The following is a 22,968-nucleotide window of genomic DNA, read 5'->3' as shown; positions in this document are numbered from 1 at the left end:
GCTCGGCCGAATGTCAGCGCACCGCGGCGAACACGCCGGTGCCGCCATCCCATTCGCCGAGCAGTGCCGGGCCGTCCGGCTCACCCTGGGCCGGCCGGTGATGCACGACGACGGTGACCTCGCCCGCCTCGATCACGGTGTCGGTGCCGTCGGCGACGACTCGAACGTCCGTGACGGCCGGCGTCCGGCCATCGGCCGAACCGGTGCCCCGTACGTGGGCGGTGCCGTCGATCTTCTCGGGCTCGGCGCCGTCGACGTGGACGAACTGATCGGCCTCGCGACCGCCCTCGTGCACGGTGGCCAGCAACTGCTGCACATAGACCGGGTCGGTGGTCGCGTCGTACACGTAACGGCGACCGAGCACGGAGTGATCCATCTCGCCGACGAGGCGCGCGCCGGGCAGTGCCGCCGACCGATACGTCAGCGGCACTTGGTACACCGCGCCGTCGGCGTCGCGCACCAGGTGCGTCTCGATGCCGACCTCACCGTCCGGGTCGTCGAATCGGTACGCCCCGATCGGCTCGATCGTGGGCGTCTCGCCGGAGTAGTACGGCGCGGACGGAAGCCACGCCGCGATCAGTTCCGGTTTGGTGGGTGAGAGCTGTGCCGCGTAGAGGAGGGCCATGCCCCGATGTTAACCGCCGAGAACCTCACAGCCCCGAAACGCCGAATGTCACATGCGTTCAGTCCAACTGAACGCATGTGACATTCGGCCACACATACAGAGAGCGGGGAGAGCTACGCCAGGATGTCGTGGCGGACGATGGTCTCGTCACGGCCCGGGCCGACGCCGATGCACGAGATGCGCGCACCCGACAGCTCCTCGAGCCGCAGCACGTAGTTCTGCGCAGCGACCGGCAACTCCTCGAAGGTGCGAGCCCCCGAGATGTCCTCCGACCAGCCCGGCATCTCCTCGTAGATCGGCTTGGCGTGGTGGATGTCGGTCTGCGTCATCGGCATCTCGTCGACGCGCACACCGTCCACGTCGTACGCGACACAGATCGGGATGGTCTCCAGGCTCGACAGCACGTCGAGCTTGGTGAGGAAGAAGTCGGTGATGCCGTTGACGCGGGTCGCGTAACGGGCGATCACGGCGTCGAACCAGCCGGTGCGGCGGGCGCGACCGGTGGTGACACCGACCTCGCCGCCCTTGACGGCCAGGTACTCACCGAACTCGTCGAACAACTCGGTCGGGAACGGGCCCGAGCCGACGCGCGTGGTGTAGGCCTTGAGGATGCCGAGGACCGTCTCGATCTTGGTGGGGCCGATACCGGAGCCGACCGAGGCGCCACCGGACGTCGGGTTGGACGACGTCACGTACGGGTAGGTGCCGTGATCGACGTCGAGCAGCGTGCCCTGCGAACCCTCGAGCAGCACGGTCTCGCCGCGCTCGAGCGCCTCGTTGAGCTGCAGACGGGTGTCGGCGATCCGGTGCTTGAAGCCGGCGGCCTGCGTCAGGACCTCGTCGACCACCTGCTGCGGGTCGAGGGCCTTGCGGTTGTAGATCTTGACGAGCACCTGGTTCTTGAACTCCAGGGCTGCCTCGACCTTCTGGGTGAGGATCTTCTCGTCCAGGACATCGGCCACGCGGACACCGACACGCGCGATCTTGTCCTGGTAGCAGGGTCCGATACCGCGACCCGTGGTGCCGATCTTCTTGGCACCGAGGAAACGCTCGGTGACCTTGTCGATGGCCACGTGGTACGGCATGATGAGGTGCGCATCGGCGCTGATCAGCAGCCCGCTGGTGTCGACGCCGCGCTCCTCGAGGCCCGCCAGTTCCTGCAGCAGAACGCCCGGATCCACCACGACACCGTTGCCGATCACATTCGTGACGCCCGGCGTGAGGATGCCCGACGGAATGAGATGCAGCGCGAACTTGTCGCCATTCGGAAGGACCACGGTGTGGCCGGCATTGTTGCCGCCCTGGTACCGCACTACCCACTGCAGGCGTCCGCCCAGTAGATCGGTAGCTTTGCCCTTACCTTCGTCGCCCCACTGGGCACCGATGAGGACGATTGCCGGCATTTCCCTGTCTCCTACGGTCGACGTACAGCCTTGAACGGCTGCATGGTTCCTGCCGTGGTGTAGGCAGTGGCCGGACGCACAGTCTAGCCGAGACCGACCATCGTCCAGCCCACTAGGTGTCCCGGTGTGCCCGAAGCCGGCTTCCGAGCGCCCCGACTGTTTGCAGCGGCCGCGTGAGTTCGGGTAGACATCGAAATGCCCTTGCGTGCGGTGGTCGCGTCGTGCTCGCCCACCCTCCGCAACGCCACGATCCGAGGCGCAGCGTCGGAGACAAGCAAGGAGTGTCATGGTTCCCGTAGTGCTCAAGTGCGGCAATGCGCCGCTACCGCTGGCGCTGCGGTCGCTCGACGTCCTGAACGTCCCGGCCCTGCCGGACAAGGACGATTTCGACGAGGCCTTCGCCAAGATCGAGACGAGCGAGAGGCCGCGCCTGATCGTCGTGGGCGACGACGCCGCCCTCGCGGCCGCGCTGACCCGACTGATGCGCACCGACCGCTTGCACGTCGAGCTCGCGTACGTCGCCGAGGAGCGGACGGACGCCACCCACGCCTACGGCCTGCGCACTGGTTCCAAGGCCGCCGCGATCGCCGTGTCGGGCGTCGCCCGACCGATACCGCTGATCCGCGACGACGCCGGCATCGCGCTCGTCGGTGAGGCCCGCATCTACGGCTCCGAGCACGCCGGCGAACTCGTCGGCGAGGCGTACGTCGACGACGCCCGGCTCTTCTCGGGCACCGTGCCCGGCATGCGCATCGTGCCCACCCCCGAACTTCCCGGCCTGCGCGCCACCGTCGACAAGCGTCGCTGGTTCGGCGGTCACCGCTGGCTGACCGGCCGCGCCGTCCAGCTCGGCTCCCCCGCCGCCGTGCTCACCCGCGACGGCGTCCGCACCCCGCGCCCGGTCAAGCGTTCGACGTTCTACCGCCACGACCAGGACTGGCTGCTCGTCTACGGCTCCTGAGCCGTCCGCGCCTGGATACTGGGGGCATGTACTCCGACGCGCGACCCCGCAGCCTCGTCCGACCGAGCCCGGTATTCCTGGGCATCGTGGCGATCGCGGCGGTCGGCGGCGTCCTCGCGTGGCGGGCCACGGGCAACGAGGCGTCGGGTCGGATCGGCGTGTTCCTGCTGGTCGTCGCGGGCTGGGTCGTCACCCTCTGTCTGCACGAGTTCGCGCACGCGTTCGTCGCGTGGCGAAACGGCGACCACGACGTCGTGATGCGGGGCTACCTGACGCTCGACCCGCGCAAGTACACCCAGCCGCTGCTGTCGATCGGATTGCCGGTGCTCTTCCTGGCGCTCGGCGGCATCGGCCTGCCCGGCGGAGCCGTCTACCTGCAGACCGGACTGATGTCGCCGCGGGCGCAAACCCGCGTCAGCCTCGCCGGACCTGCGGTGAATGCGGTGGCGGCAGCCGTACTGTTGGTGATCATCCGACTGTTCGGCATGGACGGCGATCACCAGGTGTTCTGGTGGGGCCTGAGTTTCCTGGCGTTCCTGCAGGTGATGGCGACGGTCCTGAACCTGCTGCCGGTCCCCGGCCTCGACGGCTACGGCGCCCTGGAACCGCACCTGAAGCCGAGCACGCGGGCGTCGCTCGACAAGGTCAAGCCGTTCGGCCTGCTCGTGCTGATCGCGCTGCTGTTCGTGCCACAGATCAACACCGTCTTCTTCGATGCGATCTACTCGCTGTTCGAACTGTCCGGTGTGCCCGACGTCTACGCGATGTTCGGCAACTACCTCATGCAGTTCTGGCGCAGCTGATCCGCCGGATCGGTTGGGCGTGACCGCGCCGGCCCCGATCGGTTCCTGATCGAGGCCGGCCGGTCACATGGCATGACCCAGACGCCCCCGTCCGAGCCTGAGAAGCAACAGCGCGAGCGTGTGCCCCTCCGGCCCCAGGTCGTCGAAACGCGACAACACCCTCATTTCTCGGGTGTGCACCAAGCGGGTGCCGCCGCCGAGCATGCGTACCTCACCGATCAGACGGGAGAGTTCGGTGCGCTGCTGAATCGCCGCGAGAATCTGTGCGTCCAGGCGATCGATCTCGCTGCGAAGCTGCTCGATGTCGACGTCCGATCGACGGTCTGCCGAGGGGGTGGCCGACATGTTCGTTACCTGTGCGCTGGTCATGCCGTAAACGCTAGGTACGCGTCCGCGTAGGCACGTAGGTAGTTCACTACCCGATCTCGAACAGGCCGCGTGAACCCGGCATCACCGCAGGTAGGAGACCCAGCCGTGGACGTCGTCGGAGCGCAGCGCCGCTGCGTGCCGCTTGCGCAGCACCTCGCACACGGGCCCCGTCGCGCCGTCCCCGACCGCGCGCCCGTCCACCTCGACCACCGGCGCCACCCCGGCCGACGTCCCGGTGGCGAACACCTCGTCGGCGATGTACAGCTCGGTGAGATCGACGGTCCGCTCCACGACCGGGATCCCCTCCTCCGCGGCGAGGGTGAGCAGCGTGCGCCGGTTGATGCCGTCGAGAATGTCGCACGAGACGTCCGGGGTGATCAGCGTGCCGCCGCGGACCAGGAAGATGTTGGCCGCGCTCAGCTCGCACACGTGCCCGGCCCCGTCGAGGAAGATCGCATCGTCGTACCCGGCGTCGATCGCACCCTGCTTGGCCAGCACCGAGTTGACATACGCGCCGTTGACCTTGGCCCGCGACGGGATCGCATAGTCGGGGATGCGACGCCACGTGCTGGTCCCCAGCCGCATCCCGTCCTGCGGCACGATCGGCACGGCGTCGTAGACGAACATCGAGACCACGGTGTGGCAGCCCCGCACCCGGGTGCCCGGAATCGACTCGTCGACGTGCACGGTTGCGCGGACGAAGACGTCGGACGTCGGTGCGTTCGCGGCGACGAGTTCGGTGGCCGCGGCGACGAACCGGTCGAAACTCCACTCGTCGGCGAAGCGGTCGATGCCGATGATCTTGCAGGACTCGACGAGACGCCGGTAATGGTCCTGCAGCCGGAACGCGGACCGGGCGCCGCCGTCGACGTGCACCGGGAACACCGTGTACACGCTGAGGCCGTACAGAATCGCCGAAGTCGCGACCCCGAGCGTCGCCTCCCGGGCCGGGACGAGTCGATCACCGAAATACACGTGCGGATGCGGATCAGCCATGCCGGGATCGTAGAGAAAGCCGCCGCGCGCCGACAGCGAGTTTCGGCGCGGAGGCTACGTCGCGTTGAGCCGTGCGACGTCCCGGGCCGCGGACCCCAGTGCCCGACGCAGGGTGATCGGCGTCAGCACCTCGACGCCCGGGGCGAGGGTGAGCAACTGGTCCACCGCGACGTCTTCGGCCTCGAGACGCAGATCGACGGTCACCCAGCCCTGTTCGTCCGGATCGGACGCCTCCACCCGCGCCGCCTCCTCTCCCACCACCGACCGCAGCCGCCGCCATGCACGCGGCGACAGGCGGACCCGACACGGAAAGCGGAGCAGCGCCCGGTCGAACTCGGCCGTCGACTGCGCCCACCACGCGGACAGGTCGAACCCGTCGGGCCGCCGGACCGGATCGGGGAGCACGGTGGCGGCGTCGATGCGGGACACCCGATACGACAGCGTCCGGTCGCGGTGCCGCGCCACGAGATACCAGACGCCGGCCTTCGCGACCAGGCCGAGGGGGTCGAGGGTGCGCATGCTGTCGCCGCCCCGGCGGCGGTATCGGATCACCAGTCGTCGGCCCTCGAAGACGGCGGATGCGACCGCCGGCAGGTACTCGCCCGACGGCGCCGATTCGAACCAGCCAGGAGCATCCACGTGCAGTCGTTCGCGCCACAGCAGGGCGCCGGCCCGGAGCGGAAGCGGCAGCGCCCCCAGCAGTTTCGACTCCGCGCGCGCCGTCACGTCGCCGAGTCCCAAATCCTGCGCGACGCCCGGGATGCCGAGCAGCATCAGCGCCGACGTCTCGGCCCCCGTCATACCGGACAGCTTGGACTGCCAGCCGTCGAGCAGCCGGATCCCGCCGCCGGGCCCGCTCTCGGTGTACAACGGCACGCCCGCCGCCTGCAGCGCCGCGACGTCGCGGTACACCGTCCGGACCGAGACGTCGAGTTGCTCCGCCAGGCGCGCGGCGGTGGTCCCGGGCCCGCCCTGCAGGCGCAGCATGAGGTCGAGCAGCCGACTGGATCGCACGCACCCAGCCTACGAAAAATCACTGACAGCAGATGTCAGTGATGGTTGTGCACACTCGGTGCATGACAACTTGGCAGGAATTCGGCGACGCGGCCCCGGCGCTCGCGGAGGCCGTCCGGGCGCGGCTGACCGCGCACAAGCACCACGTCCTGGCGACGCTGCGCGCCGACGGTTCACCGCGGGTGAGCGGCACCGAGGTGGAGATCTTTCGCGGACTGCTGGTCCTCGGTTCGATGCCGGGCGCGCGGAAGGTCCGGGACCTGCAACGAGATCCGCGCTACTCGCTGCACTCGAATCCGGGTCACCACACGATGGAAGGCGGTGACGCCAAGATCTCCGGACGCGCCCGCGAACTGACCGGCGCCGAGAAGCGGGCGATCCTCGACTCTTACCCGCAGAACCCCGGCGACGACGCGCAGATCTTCGAACTCGGCGTCGACGAGGTGGTGCTGACCACGGTGTCGGACGACCGCCTGCACGTCGACCTCTGGCGGCCCGGCGCCGACGTCACGAGGATCAGCCGGTGAGCGCCCCGGACCTCACAGGGAAGGTCGCACTGGTCGCCGGCGCGACGCGCGGGGCGGGACGGGCGATCGCGGTCGAGTTGGCCCGGGCGGGCGCCACCGTCTACGCGACCGGCCGCAGCAGCAGGGTGGCCGGCCGGTCCGAGATCGGCCGGCCCGAAACCATCGAGGAGACCGGCGAACTCATGGCCCGCGCCGGCGGGAACGGGGTCGCGCTGCGCGTCGACCACCTCGAACCCGATCAGGTGCGCGCCCTGATCGACCGGATCGACACCGAGCACGGGCGCCTCGACATCCTGGTCAACGACATCTTCGGCGGCGACCGGTACGCCCAGTTCGGCACCACGCTGTGGGAGCACGACCTCGACGGTGGCCTGCGCATGCTGCGGATGGGCATCGACACCCACGTGATCACCAGCCACTTCGCGCTGCCGCTGCTGATCCGCCGGCCCGGCGGTCTGGTCGTCGAGATGACCGACGGCACCGCGGACTACAACGTCGCGTACCGGCACCACGTCGGCTTCTACTACGACCTGGTCAAGGCGTCGGTGCAGCGGATGACCACCGCGCAGGCGTACGAGATGGCCCCACACGGCGGCGCGGCGGTCGCGGTGACCCCGGGGTGGCTGCGGTCGGAGATGATGCTCGAGGTCTTCGGCGTCACCGAGGACAACTGGCGCGACGCCCTCGCCCGGGTGCCGCATTTCGCGATATCGGAGTCGCCGACGTTCGTGGGCCGAGCAGTCGCGGCACTGGCCACCGCACCCGACGCGGGCGGCTACAGCGGCCAGGTCGTCTCGAGCGGACAACTGGCGCAGCGCTACGGCTTCACCGACATCGACGGCTCCCGTCCCGACTGCTGGCGGTACCTCGTCGAGGTGCAGGATCGCGACCTACCGGCGAACACCGACGGCTATCGCTGATCCCATCACCACGTGAGGTCCTCCTGGCAACGGGATCCCTCGACACCCGACTCGACCTGGACGGTGGCGTGGCTGAGGCCGTGCGCGTCCAGCACGGTCTTGGCCGCCGTCAGCACCCGCTGCGAATCGGAATCGGTCGCGAGATGCACGGTCGCGACGTCCATGCCGGTGGTCAGCGTCCACACGTGCAGGTCGTGGACGTCCGAGACGCCGGGCACGGCACGCAGGTCGGCACGGACCGCATCGACATCGACGTTGGCGGGTGAGGCCTGCGTGAGGATCCGCAGCGCCGAGCCCGCGAGCTTGAGCGCGCGCGGGACGACCCACAGGGAGATCAGCACACCGACGACGATGTCGGCGTACGTCCAGTTGAACAGCACCAGCGCGGCGCCGGCGATCAGGACGCCGACGCTGCCGACGGCGTCGGCGAGCACCTCGAGATACGCACCCCGCACGGCGAGCGAATCCTTGGCGTCGGCGCGCAGCATGAGCATGACGACGAGGTTGGCGGCCAGGCCCGCGGCAGCGGTGAGCATCAGCGGGACGCCGGGGATGTCGGGGGCGTCACCGATGCGGCCGATGGCCTCGTACATGACGAACACGGCGACGCCGAGCAGCAGGACAGCGTTGGCCATCGCCGTGAGCACCTCGGCGCGGTGCCAGCCGAACGTGCGGGCCGCGGCCTTGGACCCCTGCTTCGCGAGGAGTAGCGCCACCAGGCCCATCGACATGCCGACGACGTCGGTGAGCATGTGACCGGCGTCCGCGAGCAGCGCGAGAGAGCCGATCGCCAGTCCGACGACCACCTCGAGGACCAGGAACGCGAGCAGGATGCCGAGCGCGATCACCATCTTGCGGATGCGCGTGGGCGTCGGACCTACCCCGTTCGCGGCTGCGGTGTTGCCGTGGCTGTGCCCGTGACCGGCTCCCATGATCGACCTCCTCGTCGGTTCGGCCATCATATGCACACATTCGCATATATGAAAGCGGTCAGAGATCCGGGCGGTACGCAGGCTTGGGCACGGTCGGCGGCAGCGTCGCGATCGCCGAGATCCGTTCCAGCCCCGCGACCCGCAGCAGATCGACGATCAGCGAACGGATCTGAGCGAACACGACGGTCGCGGAAATACCCGCGCCCTCGACCAGTTCGGGCTTCATGCCGGACGCCGCGGTCCGCAGCACCCGCGCCGCCTCGGCCTGATCCGGCTGTTCCCCCGGTTCGGCGAGGATCATCCGGCGCAGCACGTCGAGTGCGTGCGAGAGCTTCTCGATCTCGTCGACCAACCGCGGGTCGAGGATCTCGTCGTCGCGCACCAGCGAGAGCGACCGGCGCGAGAGAACGCGAATGTTGCGCATCGCGTTGTCGATCGGGTCGGCTGTCGCGGTGAGTCGCGCCAGTCGGGCGCGAGTACCCCAGTACAGCGGGGAGATCCGGCTGATCTCCTTGCCTCCGGACAGATTGCTGCGCAACGAGTCGATGGCCGACTGCGTCGCGCGGGCCTTGTGCAGCGCCTTCTCGATCGGCTTGGGATCGTTCTCGATGAGACCGTCGGCGACCAGTTGCAGCACCTCGCCGGCGGTACCGAGGATTCCCGCCGCGTCTCGCCTGGCCCGCCGCACCGGATGCGTGGGCACGACCGCGACGACGGCGATCCCCACCAGCCCACCGACGAGCGCATCGACCATGCGCTCGAATCCGGCGGCGTCGCCCGGCGGCAGCAGGGTCGCAACCAGCACCGCGGACGTCCCCGCCTGCATCGAGAAGATGGGGCCGGATCCGATCAGTACGGCCGTCCCCATCGCGAGGGTGACGACGAGCGTGATCTGCCACGCGCCGGTTCCGATCAACGCGATCAGCAGGTCGCCGATACCGATGCCGACGGTGACACCGCACACCAGTTCCACCGACCGGCGCATCCGAGCCCCGAGGGACAACCCCAGCGAGACGACGGCGGCGATCGGCGCGAAGAAGGGCCGGGTGTGCCCGATGACCTCGGTCGCGAACCACCACGCCAGGCCCGCCGCCAGGCCGCACTGCAGAATCGGCAGCGCCGAGGCGCGCAGGCGACGGAAGTTCGCCGCTGCGCGTGCTCGGCCCGCTGCCGGGTCCGGAACGAAGCGGCTAGCCGAGGCCAAGTGCTTCGGCCGCCCGCGGATCACAGTCTTCGAGCAGGTCCAGGCACCGCGCGTACTCGTCGTTCTCGCCGATGGCCTTGGCTGCCTTGGCGAGCACGGCGACACAGCGCAGGAATCCGCGGTTGGGCTCATGGCTGTAGGGGACGGCGCCGAAGCCCTTCCACCCGTTGCGGCGCAACTGGTCGAGGCCGCGGTGGTACCCGGTGCGCGCGTACGCGTACGCCGTGATGGTCTGCCCCTGCTCGAGAGCCGCCTCGGCCAGGTACGCCCACGCGATGGACGCGGTGGGGTACTCGGCTGCGACCTTCGCCGGGTCCTCGTGGTTGAGCAGCGCCGACTCCGCGTCCTCGTCGCCGGGGAGCAGAGTGGGCTGTGGTCCGAGAAGATCACCGAATGACGTCATGGCGTCCATTGTGCCGCCACCGCCCGGATGGCCGATAGGCTGCCCACCAGTTGATCTCGTTCCCGGACCGAGAGGCATCACGTGCACGACCAGAACGACACTCCGACTCGCCCGGCCGCTGGTCCACAGCGCATCGAGCCGACCTCGGATGGCGCGCATGCCCGCCCACGGCAGGGACGGAACCGCGGCTGGATCGTCGCGTCCACGCTCGCCGTGGTCGGCGTCCTGGCTGCGCTCGGCGTGACCGGGTTCGTCATCGCCCGCATCGGCGCACACGACCCCGACGAGTCCCGTGTCCGCGACGCCGTCGACACGTTCGCCCAGGCCCTCGACTCCGGCAACCTCGGCGCACTGCAGTCGTCGACGTGCGGCGCGCTCGCCGACTTCTACCGCGACGTCCCGCCCGCCGAGTTCTCCGGCGTGCACCGCGACGTCGTCGCCCACGGCGGCGTGCCGGTCGTCACGAGCATCGACAGCGTCCAGGTCACCGGCGACGCCGCGATCGCTCAGGTCATCGCACACACCGAGGCCAACCCGTCCGACGCGTCGCCGCGCACGCTCGACCTCGAGCGTGTCGGCGGCACATGGAAGGTGTGCGACCGCGAGTAAGACCCCCGAAACGCGTTTTGCGCACTTATCGCGGTTCCCGGGACCGGAAACCAGCGACAAGTGCGCAAAACGCGAAACAGGGGTGAGGGGTCGCCCCCTCGAGAGCCGGTGACTAGCCGGCGGAGACGGAACGTCCCGCGGACTTGAGGTCGTTGCAGGCCTCGACGACGCGAGCGGTCATGCCGGCCTCGGCCTTCTTGAGGTAGCTACGCGGGTCGTAGACCTTCTTGTTGCCGACCTCGCCGTCGACCTTGAGGACGCCGTCGTAGTTGGAGAACATGTGGCCGACGATCGGACGCGAGAACGCGTACTGGGTGTCGGTGTCGACGTTCATCTTCACGACGCCGTAGCGCAGCGAGTCCTCGATCTCCGACTTCAGCGAGCCCGAGCCGCCGTGGAACACGAAGTCGAACGGCTGAGAGCCGGCGGAGAGACCGAGCTTGGCGATCGCGGCCTCCTGGCCCTCCTTGAGCACCTCCGGCTTGAGGACGACGTTGCCCGGCTTGTAGACGCCGTGCACGTTGCCGAACGTCGCCGCCAGCAGGTACTTGCCGTTCTCGCCCACACCGAGCGCGTCGACCGTCTTCTCGAAGTCCTCGCGCGAGGTGTACAGCTTGTCGTTGATCTCGGCCTCGACGCCGTCCTCTTCACCGCCGACGACACCGATCTCGACCTCGAGGATGATGTTGGCGGCCTTCGACAGCTTCAGCAGCTCCTGGGCGATCTCCAGGTTTTCGTCGATGTGGATGGCCGAGCCGTCCCACATGTGCGACTGGAACAGCGGGTTCTGTCCGGCATTCACGCGCTCCTGCGAGATCGCGAGCAGCGGGCGGACGAAGGTGTCCAGCTTGTCCTTGGGGCAGTGATCGGTGTGCAGCGCGATCGTCACGTCGTACTTGGCGGCGATGACGTGCGCGAACTCGGCGAGCGCGACGGCACCCGTCACCATGTCCTTGACGCCCAGGCCCGAGCCGAACTCCGCGCCACCGGTCGAGAACTGGATGATGCCGTCGCTGCCGGCATCCGCGAAGCCCTTGATGGCCGCATTGATCGTCTCGGACGAGGTGCAGTTGATGGCGGGAAAGGCGAAGGAGTGCTCCTTGGCCCGGCCGAGCATCTCGGCGTAGACCTCGGGAGTTGCGATAGGCACGGCGGCTGTCCTCCATGTGACGGTTCGGGGGCGCGGCCGACTGTGACGGCGCACCGGTGGTCTATGCAGTATGGCAACCCGGACGCGTCCCCGCCTCCCCTGGTGCCGACTCGGTGTCGGCTCACCGACCCGGTGGACTCAGCGGTCTCTCAGCGGCCGCCGGTAGTCTGGTGCGCGTGAATGTGCTGGCAGCCTCGGAGTCCGTGACCACGAATCTGGCATTGCTGCCGGGATTCCTCGATCCAGTGAACCTGCTGAACTCGTTCGGCACCTGGATGTTGATCGGACTCCTGCTGGTCGTCTTCATCGAGTCGGGACTGCTGTTCCCGCTCCTTCCCGGTGATTCCCTGCTGTTCACCGCGGGTCTCATCGCAGCCTCGAAGTCCGCCGAGGTGGAGCCGTTCGCGCCGCTGTGGGTGCTGATGGTGACCATCCCGATCGCGGCAATCCTCGGCGACCAGGTGGGGTACCTCATCGGCGCGAAGGGCGGCTCGGCGCTGTTCAAGTCCGACGATTCGAAGCTCTTCAAGAAGAGCTACATCGACGAGTCGCAGGCGTTCTTCGCAAAGCACGGCCCCGTCACCATCTTCCTGGCGCGTTTCGTGCCGATCGTGCGCACGTACGCCCCGCTCGTCGCGGGCGCGTCGAAGATGAAGTACTCGACATTCATCACCTACAACGTCATCGGCGGCATCGTCTGGGGCGCCGGCGTCACACTGCTCGGCTACTTCCTGGGACAGATCCAGTTCATCGCCGACAACATCGACTACATCTTCATCGGCATCGTGCTGGTGTCGGTACTCCCGATCGTCATCGAGGTCGGCAAGCGCTACCTCGCGTCCCGTAAGGCCCCGAAGAGCCCCGTCAGCGTCGAAGCCACCGAGCCCGTCCCGGCCCCGAACGACCCGACCGCTTGACGATGACCATCGCGGCCGGAACCTTCGGACCGCTCGAATCGGCCGGTCCGGCCATCGTCTGGATCGTCGTACTGACCTTCGTCTTTCTCGAATGCGCACTGATCATCGGGTTGTTCCTGCCCGGTGACTCCATGCTGGTGACCGCGGGCATCGTGCTCGCGACGCACGAGGCCGGCGCGCAGCACACCTGGGCGCTGTCGGCCGGTGCGATGGGTGCCGCGATCGCCGGCAACCAGGTGGGTTACGCGATCGGCAAACGCAGCGGCCACCATCTCGTGGCGCGACGCAACGGCCGGTACGTCAATGCGCGCAACCTGCACAAGGTGAACGTTCTCCTCGACCGGCACGGCTTCTGGGCGGTGCTGGTCGCCCGCTGGATCCCGTGGGTCCGGACGCTGTGCCCGATGGTCGCGGGCGCCGCGAACATGGACCACCGCCGGTACACGATCGCGAGCAGTATCGGCGCCGTCGTCTGGGCACCTGTTCTGCTGCTCATCGGCTACTACTGCGGTTCCCAGCTCGAGCGGGTGCCGTGGCTGATGCCCGTGGTGCTCGGCGCCCTGGTGGCACTGCTCGTGGTGGGCACCGCAGCGGGCGTGTGGGGCTACCGCCGGGAGATGTCGAAGCCGGTCGAGGATGTCGTCGTCGACGACGTCCACCGCTGACGACGTCTCACCGCCGCTTCGGGTAGCCCGCCGCCGACACCAGGTACGCCGACTCCATCAACATCCAGCCGCCGAGCTGCACCGACAGGTCCCGTTCGGCGATGTCCGACGGCTGCACCGACCCGCCGGAGAACGCGGCGATGCCCGAGCCGAGACCGGGAAGCTGCGCGGGGATGCTCCAGTCCTTGCCGAACAGCGGCAGTTCCTCGACCTGGAGCCGGTTCTCCCACGCGGCTTCGGCCGACGCGAGGACCAACTGCGCGGCGAGTTGTCGGGCACGGACATCCTCGGGTGTGTCACCGGGCAACATGAGCGCCACCAACGCCAAATACCTGGCGAGCAGCCCGTTGAACAGTCCACCGTCGCCGCCGCCCCCGCCGCGGATCACCCCGCCCCGGGTGAGCCGCTCGTCGATCGCGTCGACCAGCCGGTGCACCCGGAGCCGGTGACGGGGCGCGCCCATCCGGACCGCCAACTCCGTCTCGAGGCTCAGCACCGTGCCCTGACAGTACGAGTAGAAGTTGCGTTCGATCGCCCCGTCGCCGCGAATACCGTCGAAGATCAGCCCGGTCTCCGGATCGCGGAGCGTCTCGTCGATCCAGTCCGCCATCGACTGCGCCCGCCACAACCGGCCGAGTCGCGCCAGCACCAGCCCGGCCGGACCGTTCGCCGGGGTGTTGAAGAAGTCGGAGTGCTTGCGCCACGGGATTCCGCCACCGGAATCGGGTGACCACGCATCGAACAGTTGCGACTCGAGCGTGACCAGCGCCTTGCGACTGTCGATCAACTGCATCCGCTGCGCGCGTTCGAGCGCGAGCGCGAGCCACGCCATGTCGTCGTAGTAGCTGTTGGTCCAGCCCGACATGTTGCGGAATCGGTGGCCCCTGATGAGTCTTCCGAGGCGGCGCCGGCGTTTCGCGGTGGGGTTGCGTTCTGCGGCATCGACGGTGCAGTTGATGAGATTGGCCTGCCACCAGTAGTGCCAGCTGAGGAACATCCGCTCCCGGCGCACGGCGGGCCACGCCACCACGGCGAGCGAGGTCCCCGGCATCCCCCACACGCGCCGAATGTGCCGGGTGATGACCGCCTCCTCGGCGGCATCCGCCCGGGCAGACCATTCGCGCTGCATGCCTACCGATCTTGCCTGGGCATCGATGCTTTTGCTACAAGACGCGCGGACGCGCAGGTGACGGTGGCTACCAGGCCCGCTCGAGATCCGCGTACTGACGGATCCACGCGTGCATCGCGATGCCCGCCGCGACACCGGCATTGATGCTGCGGGTGGACCCGAACTGGGCGATCGACACCGTCATCGACGCCACCGCATGCCCCTTCTCGGTGACACCCGGCCCCTCCTGCCCGAACAGCAGCAGACAGTTCCGCGGCAACTCGACCGTCTCGAGCGGCACCGATCCGGGCGTGTTGTCGACGGCGACGACCGTCAATCCGTTCTCCCGCGCGAACACCGCCAGCTCGTCGAGGCCGTCGTGGTGCACGAGGTGCTGGTAGCGGTCGGTGACCATGGCGCCGCGACGATTCCAGCGCCGGCGACCGACGATGTGGACCGCGGCCGCCGCGAACGCGTTCGCCGTCCGCACCACGGTTCCGATGTTCGAGTCGTGGGCGAAGTTCTCGATCGCCACGTGCAGCGGATGCCGCCGGGAATCGATGTCGGCGACGATCGCCTCCCGCGTCCAGTAGCGGTACGCGTCGACGACGTTGCGCCGATCGCCCTCGGCGAGTAGTTGCTGGTCGTACCGCGGGTCGTCGGGAATGGGGGTGCCGTGCTCGTCGGCCCACGGTCCGACGCCGTGCGGGTGCTCGCCCCACTCGGTGGGACCCGCCGCGTCGGCGTCGTCGGCGGCCGGGGTGTGCATCTTGGGGTCGTCAGTGCTCAAAACGTCTCGTTCGAATCGGGGGCGACGGTGAACCCGTGCCCGGTCTCGTCGTTGGTACACGTCACCGACGACGCCGTCGTCCCGCAGGTGTAGCCGAGCTTGGCGAGCGGCGTGCCGGGCGCGAGTACCGGTTCGGTTCCCGCGCCGGACGTGTAGACCTGGCCGCCTGAACACATGAAGGCACCGCGGCCGGCGTTCTCGACCCGGATCCCGTTGCCCCAGCTGACCATGCAGTCGTCGGGGCGCGGCGGCACGGGCGTCGTGGCGCCCTCGCAGCCGGCCTCGGTGCGATTGGGCAGCCGGACGATCCCGCACGTGAACGTGCCGTCGGGCGAGGAGAAGAAGTACGACTCGTTGCGCTGGAACTGCACGTCGGTGAGCGTCGTGGAGGCGGCGGTGGTGGTGGTCGTGGGCGCCGCCGTGGTGGTGGTCGGCGCCGTCGACGTGGTGAGTGCCGGCGCGGCCGTCGTGGTCGGTGCGGCGACCGTCGTGGTCGTCGACCCTGCCGCGGCGGGTGTGTCCGTCGAACCTCCGCATGCGGTCAGCGTGAGCACGGCAGTCAGCGCCGCACCCACTCCCAGCCACGGCAGCGATACCCGACGCACAACCCACTCCTGACCGATTCCCGACGCGATGTGTCGTCCTCGAACTCTAGTCGTCCGCAGCGGCACTCGATTCAGACGCGACTGAGCACCTTGTTCGACAACCGCGCCAGCCACCCGGGCGACATCCGGGCCGACGCCGCGAGCACCCGCGCCTGGACGCCGACCGGGTAGTGCACCTTGGGGAACCGTCGCCGGGACTGCGTGGCGTCGACGATCGCCTCCGCGACGTCCTCCGCGGTGAGCCGCACCCCGAGCGAACGAGTACTGCCGATGGACATTCCGCGGATCATCCCGGTTCGCACGAACAGCGGCCACACGTCGAGCACGCGGATGTCGTGGCCGCGCCATTCGAGTTCCAGCGCCTCGGTGAGCCCACGCACCGCGAACTTGGTCGCGCTGTACGTCGCCAGTTCGGGCTGCCCGTAGATCGCCGACGCCGACGCCAGGTTCACCACGTGGGCGCCGGGCGTCTCCTTCAGATACGGGAACGCCGCGTGCAGGCCGTTGATGGTGCCCAGGACGTTGATGTCGACCATCCGGCGGTGCGCCTCCAGGGGAATGTCCTCGAAGTGGCCCGACGACAGGACACCGGCGTTGTTGACCAGGACGTCGAGACGGCTGCCCCCCGAGGCGAACTCGGCCAGCCTGACGCTCCACTCGTCGGTGTCCGTAACGTCCAGGATGCCGGTGCGGGCCCGGCCACCCTGCGCGAGGATCTCCTCGCGCAGGGAGCCGAGCCCCTCTTCCTCGATGTCGTATGCCCCCACCACATACCCGCGGCGCGCGAACTGCAGGGCGGTCGCGCGTCCGATCCCCGCCGCTGCGCCGGTGATGAACACGGTGGGTCGAGATGTCGGTGCCATGCCGTCAGGCTAGGTGTTGCGGGACGAAATCGGGGGCGGTCACGCCGAGTTGGTCACCGGACGTTCCCCGGGCACCGCGCCCCGGTTCTCGGTCGGGCGCGGCACGGTGAACGTTGCGGCCACACACACGATCGCGATCGCGAAGCACGCGACGGTGTACCAGAGGTTGCCGATCGGATCGCCGTTGGTGGTGACGCCGTCGACGGCCCCGAAGAAGTCCGGCAACGCGCTCAGCCACAGCACACCCAACACCGCGATGTACACGATGGCGTAGATCCGGACGAAGTCGTTGGAGTAGGCCGGGGTGTCGGACGTTCCCGCGCGCAGCCGCGACCACTGCTTGTAGAGGAGCGGGATCGCGACGACCGTGACGGCAACGAGTTCCGCGGCGTAGAGGACACCGCGGACCGTGTCGCTGCCCATGCCGAAGACCGTGGCCGGGAGCGGCAGGACGAACACGCCGACCGACGCCGTCAGACCGATCACGATCGTGCGCCACACCAACCCGAGCCCCGAGAAGTGCCGGCCCTCGTCGACGTGACGTCCGACGAAGAACTGCACGCACAGGGCCAGCGACATCGGCCACAGGGCCGCGAACACCACGACGCTCGGCAGCGGCACCGAATCGAAGAAGGGCAGGTTGACCTTGTTGTCGAGCGTCCACTCCCACCACCGCAGCTGCGGCCCGAGCTGATCGAACATCTCGTAGAACGCGTGGTGCACGAAGCCGACGCACACCGCGCCGAGGAACACCCCGTAGCGGCGGAACACCCCGAGCATCCGGACGATCTCGAATGCCAGTGTCGCCATGAGCGGATAGATCGCGACGATGTACAGCGGCAGCCTGCCCCACAGGAAGTCCACGGTGAACACGTTGTGCGCGAACATCGTTCCCAGGTAGTCCTCGGTGCCGAACGTGGCCGGGAAGTAGATCGGCGGCTCGATCACGAACAGGAACGCGGTGGCACCGAACCACAGCACCAGGTTGGTCGGGTCACCGTGCCGGCGCAGCCGCAGGATCGCGTACACGAGCGCCAGCACCGCGCCGAGAACGATCGTCCACTCGAGGACCGGCAGCGTCCAGTTCTCCAGCGCCCCGGGGTTGCGGAACTCGACCAGTCCCCCGGCCTCGTCACACGAGAAGCCGAGCCGAGTGGCCAGATCCTCGAACGTGGGTGTACACAGATCCGACATCAGTTCACCGCCTTCGACGACACCGACTCCGCGGAGTACCAACGCGTGCAGTCGTATCCGTCGTCGTACCGGCCGAACCACTCACCGGCGAGCACCGGCAGGTTCTCGTGTGTCGGGTCGTGGCCGGGCAGCTGGCTGCGAACGGCGCCGCGCAGAGCGACGAGCTGCTCACCGAGCGCCAGTCCGTCGAACGCGCGCGGCATCGGGCCCTTCGTCAGGTAGGGCGCGAACGTGGTGAGCACCCGCTGCTTGACGCGGTGCCGGGCGAACATCGACATCGAGTCGACCTTCCGCTCGGACAGCGGAACGTGTTGGTTGAAGCCGGCGCACGCGATCCGGATCGACTTCATCACGTGCGCGAAGATCGACGGCGCCATCCGCATCCGGTACAGCTCGTTGCCGACGAGGGAGTTGTAGATGATCAGCGCGGAACTGCGGTGCTCGACCTCCTCGACGAAATGCCAGAGGAACAGGGAGGCGACCCGGTCGTCGCCGGGCGCGAACAGCGTCGCCTCGTTGTCGAGCATCAGCTTGAACACCGGGGTGAAGGTTGCCTCGAGGTCGGCGGTGTACGCGAGCCGATAGTCGATCGAGGTGCGCTCGGTGAGCAGGTCGAACTCGCCGATCACCGCGTCGAGCGTGTTCTGCAGGCCGGGGTACCGCCGGACGAGCGCGTTCACGTGCTGGCGGTGGGCGGTCGAGTGGTGGCCCTCCTGTCGCATGAACGCGACGGCCTCCTCCGCGACCTCGGGGTCGGTGATGAGCGGCTTGGCCTGCAGGATCAGCTTCACGATCATCTTCTCGAAGCCGATGGCCAGGAACGACACCGCGTTCGACATGCTCGACCAGGCCGGGTTGTCGGGGTTCCACAGGAACGGCACGTCCCCGTCGTCGAACCCGAAATCCATCTTCCGGGGTTTGAGATCCGTCATGCGCCCTACCTCGTTCGTCGTCGGTGCGGGGCTCCGTCCGCGCAGGCCGGGGCCACGATCGCGGCAATCATACGATCGGAGCCACGGTTGTATGATTGCTTTCGACGAAATCGCCGCCACCTGCACGGAAAGCCGTGCGCTGCTGGTACCGTCCGCCCGTGGCACGCAGACGCGGATGGGGCGGCAAGCCGCCGGCCGACGACGACGAGGCCGCGCGGCGCATCGTCGCCGCGGCGGTCGAGACGATCTCTCGCACCGGATCGGCGGTCAGCATCGCGGACGTCGCCGAGTCGCTGGGAGTGATCCGCCAGACGGTGTACCGCTACTTCCCCAGCTCCGAGGCCCTCATGCGGGCGTCCGCGATCGCATCGGTCGGCGCATTCCTCGACCGCCTGACCCAGCATGTGCAGGGCCTGGAGGATCCGGCGGACGCACTGGTCGAGGGCGTCGTCTACACGCTCGACGATGTCCGCCGCACCCCGCACCTGGGCATCATGTTCGCAGGCACGCCCTCGCACACCGACGGAATCACGTCCGAGGAGTCGCGGGCATTCGGGCTCACCATGATCAGACGCTTCGACGTCGACTGGGAGCGGCACGGCTACGACGACGCGGCGCTGAGCGATCTCGTCGAGCACCTGCTGCGGACGATGCAGTCGTTCTTCATCTCCCCCGGCGACCCGCAGCGCTCCGACGACGAATTGCGCCTCTACCTGCGGCGTTGGCTCGCACCAGCGATCTCTGCGCAGCCCGCCGGACCCCCTGCCGGGTCGGGATCGGACGACTAGGCTGGGTGGCGTCACGAGAAGAGGCCATGAATCACCCACGCATCGTCCGCACCGTCTGCTTCATCACCGTCAGCTACCTGATCGTCCTGTCGATCTGGCTGGGATGGCTGATCGAGCACACCCCGGAGGGCACCATCCCCTATCAGATCGGGGGACTGCTCGCGGCGTACGGATCCGCGCTCGGGCTGGGGATGATGTGGGCCGACCGCCCCACCCGATCCGAGCGCAAGCTCGCCAGGCACGGGATCGAAGGGTGGGCGAAGATCCGGCATGCGCAACCACTGCGCCGGACGGTCGACAACGGCCTGGTCACCGAACTCGACTTGGCGCTGACCGTGCCGGGATCCGAGTCGTACACCGGCACCGTCGTCTACGAGGTGGCGCGGGAGAACCGGGAACGATTCGTCCCGGGTGAGACGATCTCGATCCGCGTCGACCCGAGCAACCGCGACCGGATCATGATCTACCCCTAGCCGATTCGCGCCTTCGCGTGCCGACCGAGCTCGATCATCCCCTCCACCAGGAGCAGTTGGGCCGCCGCATACGACGCGAGAATCGCACCCTCGGCCACCGCCCGCGACTTCTCGCCGCGAAGGAAGAGCTTGCGCACCACGATGGTTCCGTCCGAGCCGGTGAACAACAGCCCGCCCAGCCCCAGCCAGCTACGGCGGTCGCGACGGTTCGGCATCGGCAGTCCCGCAACATCGGAGGCACCGGGCGCGAGCGCCGGATCGGCAGCGAGGGTCGCGGTGGTACCGAGCAGTGCGCCGTAGCCGGTCAGGGTCTTCGCGACCGTCGGCGCCTTGGCATGCAGCAGACCCGACGCGCCCGCCCATGCGCCGAGGCGTGGCAGCGCGGCGGCGCGTGTCGGGCGTGCACCGCGACGGACGAGCAGCGACGAGTACACCGACTGCATCACGCCGAACGACGTGGCCCCGCGGCGCAGTCGGGCATCGACGTCGGGCTCGATCATGAACACGTCGCCCACCGTCGCGGCCGCCAGTCCCGCCACCAGCAGCGCGGCATCGGCGGTGTCGAGGTCGTCGCGGCGTCGCAGCACGCGGGTCGCGAGCGCCGGGGCGATGAGCGGCTTGGCCACCTGCTGGACGCGTTCACTCCCGGTCACCGCGCCGTAGATCGTCGCCGCCGTCGCACCGGCGAACACCACGTGCTCGAGTCCCCACTTCTTGCCGCTCGCGAACGCCATGCCCACTCCCTCGTGCCCTCTTGCCTCGTGTCCGATTCGGCACGACCGTACCGCTGCCGCCCTCCCCTCCCCCGCGTTTTGCGCACTTGGCGCGCTTTCCGGGTGCCGGAACCCGCGTTTTGCGCACTTGTCGCGGCCCCGACCGACCGCCCCGTCGCGACAAGTGCGCAAAGCGCGGGGTTTACATAGATAGTTAGCTTATGTAATTATTAGTTTCCGTGAGTTCGAATGATCCGCAGTTCCGAGACCTGCTCGTCGAACTGGTGAGCAACGCCCACCGGTTCACCCGACTCGCGTCGGCGCTCTCCACCGACGACCGACCCCGGCCGTGGATGCGCGCGCTGTCGCTGCTCGAGGAGCAGGGCCCGCTGCGGATCAGCGCGTTCGCGCGACTCGACCGCTGCTCCCAGCCGTCCGCCACAGCGCTGCTCAAGCGACTCGGAGAAGAGGGGCTGGTGTCGCGCGAGACGGACCCCGACGACTGCCGGGCCGTCCTCGTCGGCATCACCGACGACGGTCGTCGCTGGCTCGGAGAGGCCCGCCGCGAGGTCGCCGACGCGCTGACGCCGCACTTCACGCATCTCGAGCCCGAGCAACTCGCCCGGATCTCGGACGGGCTGGGAGAACTCCGGGCGATCATCCGGACCGCCGCCGCAGACAACTGAGCATCACGACATCACCGAGGAGGGATACGTGAGCACCACGACCGCACCGGCCGCGAGCGCCGCCAAGCCGAGCATCCTGCAACAACCGAGAGCGGTCTGGGCCGTTGCCTTCGCCAGCGTGATCGCGTTCATGGGTATCGGACTGGTCGACCCGATCCTCAAGCCGATCGCCGAGCAACTCGACGCCACACCCTCACAGGTGTCGCTGCTGTTCACCAGCTACATGCTGGTCACGGGCGTCGCCATGCTGTTCACCGGCATGATCTCGAGCCGCATCGGCGCGAAGAAGACGCTGCTGTGGGGCCTGGCGATCATCGTGGTGTTCGCGGCCGCGGCCGGCACGTCGGACACCATCAATCAGATCGTCGGCTTCCGCGCCGGGTGGGGCCTGGGCAACGCCCTGTTCATCGCGACCGCGCTCGCCGCGATCGTGGGTGCCGCGAGCGGCGGTGTCGCGCAGGCGATCATCCTCTACGAGGCCGCACTCGGCATCGGCATCGCAATCGGACCGCTTGCCGGCGGTGTCCTCGGCAGCATCAGTTGGCGCGCACCGTTCTTCGGCGTCGCGACGCTCATGGCCATCGCCTTCATCCTCATCATGGTGATGCTGCCGAAGGCGCCCAAGCCGACGCACCGCACGTCGCTCGCCGCACCGTTTCTGGCCCTGCGCCACCGCGGTCTGTTGACGGTCGCGATCACCGCGCTGCTCTACAACTACGGTTTCTTCACGCTGCTCGCGTACACCCCGTTCCCGCTCGACATGGGCGCGTACTCGATCGGCTTCATCTTCTTCGGCTGGGGCGTCATGCTGGCGATCGCGTCGGTGTTTCTCGCCCCGCGTCTGCAGCGACGCTTCGGGACGCTGCCGATGATGATGGCCTCGCTCACCCTGTTCGCGCTCGACCTCGCCGCAATGGGCCTGTTCACCGACTCCAAGCCGGCACTCGTCGTGTGCGTCGTTCTCGCCGGACTCTTCCTGGGCGTCAACAACACCCTCATCACCGAGACCGTCATGATCTCGGCGCCGGTCGAGCGTTCGACGGCATCGGCCGCCTACAGCTTCGTGCGGTTCGTCGGCGGCGCCGCCGCCCCGTACGTCGCCGGCAAGCTCGGTGAGCACAACGTGCACGCCCCGTTCTGGCTGGGCGCCGCGCTGACCGTCCTCGCGATCCTCGTCCTGTCCACCGGACGAAAGGTGTTGGCGCACGTCGACGATCACGATCCGGAGCCGCACAGCCTCGAGGAGGCCACCGCCGTCACCGTCGGCGACGCGGACTGACGCTCCGCGCTTCCGCCTCCCCGCCTTCCCCGCCCTTCC

General features: G+C 68.5%; 27 protein-coding genes. 11 read left to right on the top strand and 16 right to left on the bottom strand.

What is annotated here, in order from left to right; translation table 11 throughout:
- Positions 1-13 precede the first annotated feature (13 nt).
- Positions 14-625 (bottom strand): CG0192-related protein, encoded by a 612-nt coding sequence (locus C8K36_RS00265; protein ID WP_107982473.1) that lies wholly within the window; start codon positions 623-625, stop codon positions 14-16.
- Between the two features lie 113 nt (positions 626-738).
- A complete protein-coding gene (locus tag C8K36_RS00260) occupies positions 739-2,028 on the bottom strand; it encodes an adenylosuccinate synthase (RefSeq protein ID WP_107982472.1) in 1,290 nt (429 codons plus the stop codon).
- A gap of 286 nt (positions 2,029-2,314) precedes the next feature.
- Here C8K36_RS00260 and C8K36_RS00255 point away from each other — a divergent pair, with 286 nt between their 5' ends.
- Positions 2,315-2,989: a hypothetical protein gene (locus C8K36_RS00255; RefSeq protein WP_107982471.1), complete on the top strand. Its 675-nt coding sequence runs from the start codon at positions 2,315-2,317 to the stop codon at positions 2,987-2,989.
- A 26-nt stretch (positions 2,990-3,015) separates the two neighbouring features.
- Entirely contained in the window at positions 3,016-3,792 is a 777-nt protein-coding gene (locus tag C8K36_RS00250) for a site-2 protease family protein (protein ID WP_107982470.1), read from the top strand.
- A gap of 63 nt (positions 3,793-3,855) precedes the next feature.
- On the opposite strand, the gene C8K36_RS00245 is transcribed toward C8K36_RS00250, so the two are convergent.
- The 3 genes from C8K36_RS00245 to C8K36_RS00235 form a co-directional block, all read right to left on the bottom strand.
- Entirely contained in the window at positions 3,856-4,161 is a 306-nt protein-coding gene (locus C8K36_RS00245) for a chorismate mutase (RefSeq protein WP_107982469.1), read from the bottom strand.
- Between the two features lie 81 nt (positions 4,162-4,242).
- Positions 4,243-5,157, bottom strand: coding sequence for an aminotransferase class IV (locus C8K36_RS00240; protein ID WP_107982468.1), 915 nt, complete (start codon positions 5,155-5,157; stop codon positions 4,243-4,245).
- Positions 5,158-5,211: 54 nt separating this feature from the next.
- Complete coding sequence (locus C8K36_RS00235) at positions 5,212-6,171, bottom strand: helix-turn-helix transcriptional regulator (protein WP_107982467.1); 960 nt, start codon at positions 6,169-6,171, stop codon at positions 5,212-5,214.
- Between the two features lie 62 nt (positions 6,172-6,233).
- On the opposite strand from C8K36_RS00235, the gene C8K36_RS00230 reads away from it, so the two are divergent.
- Together C8K36_RS00230 and C8K36_RS00225 are read left to right on the top strand one after the other, a co-directional pair.
- The gene (locus tag C8K36_RS00230; protein WP_107982466.1) at positions 6,234-6,698 is read left to right on the top strand and encodes a pyridoxamine 5'-phosphate oxidase family protein; all 465 of its coding nucleotides are present in this window, start codon (positions 6,234-6,236) and stop codon (positions 6,696-6,698) included.
- Positions 6,695-7,618: an SDR family oxidoreductase gene (locus C8K36_RS00225; protein ID WP_107982465.1), complete on the top strand. Its 924-nt coding sequence runs from the start codon at positions 6,695-6,697 to the stop codon at positions 7,616-7,618. Before C8K36_RS00230 ends, C8K36_RS00225 begins: the two co-directional genes overlap by 4 nt.
- 5 nt (positions 7,619-7,623) lie before the next feature.
- On the opposite strand, the gene C8K36_RS00220 is transcribed toward C8K36_RS00225, so the two are convergent.
- From C8K36_RS00220 to C8K36_RS00210, 3 genes are read right to left on the bottom strand one after another with little or no spacing between them, the layout of a single operon-like run.
- Positions 7,624-8,550, bottom strand: coding sequence for a cation diffusion facilitator family transporter (locus C8K36_RS00220; protein WP_107982464.1), 927 nt, complete (start codon positions 8,548-8,550; stop codon positions 7,624-7,626).
- A 58-nt stretch (positions 8,551-8,608) separates the two neighbouring features.
- A complete protein-coding gene (locus C8K36_RS00215) occupies positions 8,609-9,682 on the bottom strand; it encodes an FUSC family protein (protein WP_107983658.1) in 1,074 nt (357 codons plus the stop codon).
- 58 nt (positions 9,683-9,740) lie between these two features.
- Entirely contained in the window at positions 9,741-10,157 is a 417-nt protein-coding gene (locus C8K36_RS00210; RefSeq protein ID WP_107983657.1) for a DUF3151 domain-containing protein, read from the bottom strand.
- A gap of 81 nt (positions 10,158-10,238) precedes the next feature.
- Here C8K36_RS00210 and C8K36_RS00205 point away from each other — a divergent pair, with 81 nt between their 5' ends.
- Positions 10,239-10,766: a hypothetical protein gene (locus tag C8K36_RS00205; RefSeq protein WP_107982463.1), complete on the top strand. Its 528-nt coding sequence runs from the start codon at positions 10,239-10,241 to the stop codon at positions 10,764-10,766.
- 112 nt (positions 10,767-10,878) lie between these two features.
- Here the strand turns inward: C8K36_RS00205 and fbaA are convergent, their stop codons facing one another.
- On the bottom strand, positions 10,879-11,916 hold the full coding sequence (fbaA, locus tag C8K36_RS00200; protein WP_107982462.1) for a class II fructose-bisphosphate aldolase: 1,038 nt from the start codon (positions 11,914-11,916) through the stop codon (positions 10,879-10,881).
- Positions 11,917-12,092: 176 nt separating this feature from the next.
- Here fbaA and C8K36_RS00195 point away from each other — a divergent pair, with 176 nt between their 5' ends.
- Both C8K36_RS00195 and C8K36_RS00190 read left to right on the top strand, forming a co-directional pair.
- Positions 12,093-12,833: a VTT domain-containing protein gene (locus C8K36_RS00195; protein WP_181319294.1), complete on the top strand. Its 741-nt coding sequence runs from the start codon at positions 12,093-12,095 to the stop codon at positions 12,831-12,833.
- A 2-nt stretch (positions 12,834-12,835) separates the two neighbouring features.
- On the top strand, positions 12,836-13,498 hold the full coding sequence (locus C8K36_RS00190) for a DedA family protein (RefSeq protein ID WP_107982461.1): 663 nt from the start codon (positions 12,836-12,838) through the stop codon (positions 13,496-13,498).
- Positions 13,499-13,505: 7 nt separating this feature from the next.
- Here C8K36_RS00190 and C8K36_RS00185 read toward each other — a convergent pair whose 3' ends face one another.
- The 6 genes from C8K36_RS00185 to C8K36_RS00160 all read right to left on the bottom strand — a co-directional run bounded on the left by C8K36_RS00185 (position 13,506) and on the right by C8K36_RS00160 (position 18,990).
- A complete protein-coding gene (locus C8K36_RS00185) occupies positions 13,506-14,627 on the bottom strand; it encodes a glycoside hydrolase family 76 protein (protein WP_107982460.1) in 1,122 nt (373 codons plus the stop codon).
- Positions 14,628-14,694: 67 nt separating this feature from the next.
- Entirely contained in the window at positions 14,695-15,375 is a 681-nt protein-coding gene (locus C8K36_RS00180) for a TrmH family RNA methyltransferase (RefSeq protein ID WP_107982459.1), read from the bottom strand.
- Between the two features lie 17 nt (positions 15,376-15,392).
- On the bottom strand, positions 15,393-16,001 hold the full coding sequence (locus tag C8K36_RS00175) for a DUF6636 domain-containing protein (protein ID WP_258194378.1): 609 nt from the start codon (positions 15,999-16,001) through the stop codon (positions 15,393-15,395).
- 71 nt (positions 16,002-16,072) lie between these two features.
- Positions 16,073-16,864, bottom strand: a complete 792-nt coding sequence (locus tag C8K36_RS00170; protein ID WP_107982458.1) for an SDR family oxidoreductase — start codon at positions 16,862-16,864, stop codon at positions 16,073-16,075.
- Positions 16,865-16,903: 39 nt separating this feature from the next.
- On the bottom strand, positions 16,904-18,058 hold the full coding sequence (locus C8K36_RS00165; RefSeq protein ID WP_107982457.1) for a hypothetical protein: 1,155 nt from the start codon (positions 18,056-18,058) through the stop codon (positions 16,904-16,906).
- Entirely contained in the window at positions 18,058-18,990 is a 933-nt protein-coding gene (locus C8K36_RS00160) for a metal-dependent hydrolase (RefSeq protein WP_107982456.1), read from the bottom strand. The genes C8K36_RS00165 and C8K36_RS00160 overlap by 1 nt, the downstream gene beginning before the upstream one ends.
- A gap of 158 nt (positions 18,991-19,148) precedes the next feature.
- On the opposite strand from C8K36_RS00160, the gene C8K36_RS00155 reads away from it, so the two are divergent.
- Both C8K36_RS00155 and C8K36_RS00150 read left to right on the top strand, forming a co-directional pair.
- Positions 19,149-19,778, top strand: a complete 630-nt coding sequence (locus tag C8K36_RS00155) for a TetR/AcrR family transcriptional regulator (RefSeq protein WP_107983654.1) — start codon at positions 19,149-19,151, stop codon at positions 19,776-19,778.
- 26 nt (positions 19,779-19,804) lie between these two features.
- A complete protein-coding gene (locus C8K36_RS00150; protein ID WP_107982455.1) occupies positions 19,805-20,251 on the top strand; it encodes a hypothetical protein in 447 nt (148 codons plus the stop codon).
- On the opposite strand, the gene C8K36_RS00145 is transcribed toward C8K36_RS00150, so the two are convergent.
- Complete coding sequence (locus C8K36_RS00145; protein ID WP_107982454.1) at positions 20,248-20,985, bottom strand: lysoplasmalogenase family protein; 738 nt, start codon at positions 20,983-20,985, stop codon at positions 20,248-20,250. The two genes, C8K36_RS00150 and C8K36_RS00145, sit on opposite strands and share 4 nt — an antisense overlap.
- A gap of 218 nt (positions 20,986-21,203) precedes the next feature.
- Here C8K36_RS00145 and C8K36_RS00140 point away from each other — a divergent pair, with 218 nt between their 5' ends.
- Positions 21,204-21,650, top strand: coding sequence for a MarR family winged helix-turn-helix transcriptional regulator (locus C8K36_RS00140; protein WP_107982453.1), 447 nt, complete (start codon positions 21,204-21,206; stop codon positions 21,648-21,650).
- 28 nt (positions 21,651-21,678) lie between these two features.
- Positions 21,679-22,929 carry an MFS transporter gene (locus C8K36_RS00135; RefSeq protein WP_107982452.1) on the top strand — a complete coding sequence of 417 codons (1,251 nt, stop codon included), beginning with the start codon at positions 21,679-21,681 and terminating at the stop codon, positions 22,927-22,929.
- The last annotated feature ends 39 nt before the right edge of the window (positions 22,930-22,968 follow it).

It is taken from the genome of Rhodococcus sp. OK519, from assembly GCF_003051005.1.
In the GTDB taxonomy this organism is placed as follows: domain Bacteria; phylum Actinomycetota; class Actinomycetes; order Mycobacteriales; family Mycobacteriaceae; genus Prescottella.
Note: the sequence above shows the minus strand (reverse complement) of the source record. Positions and strands in the feature narration are given on the sequence as shown.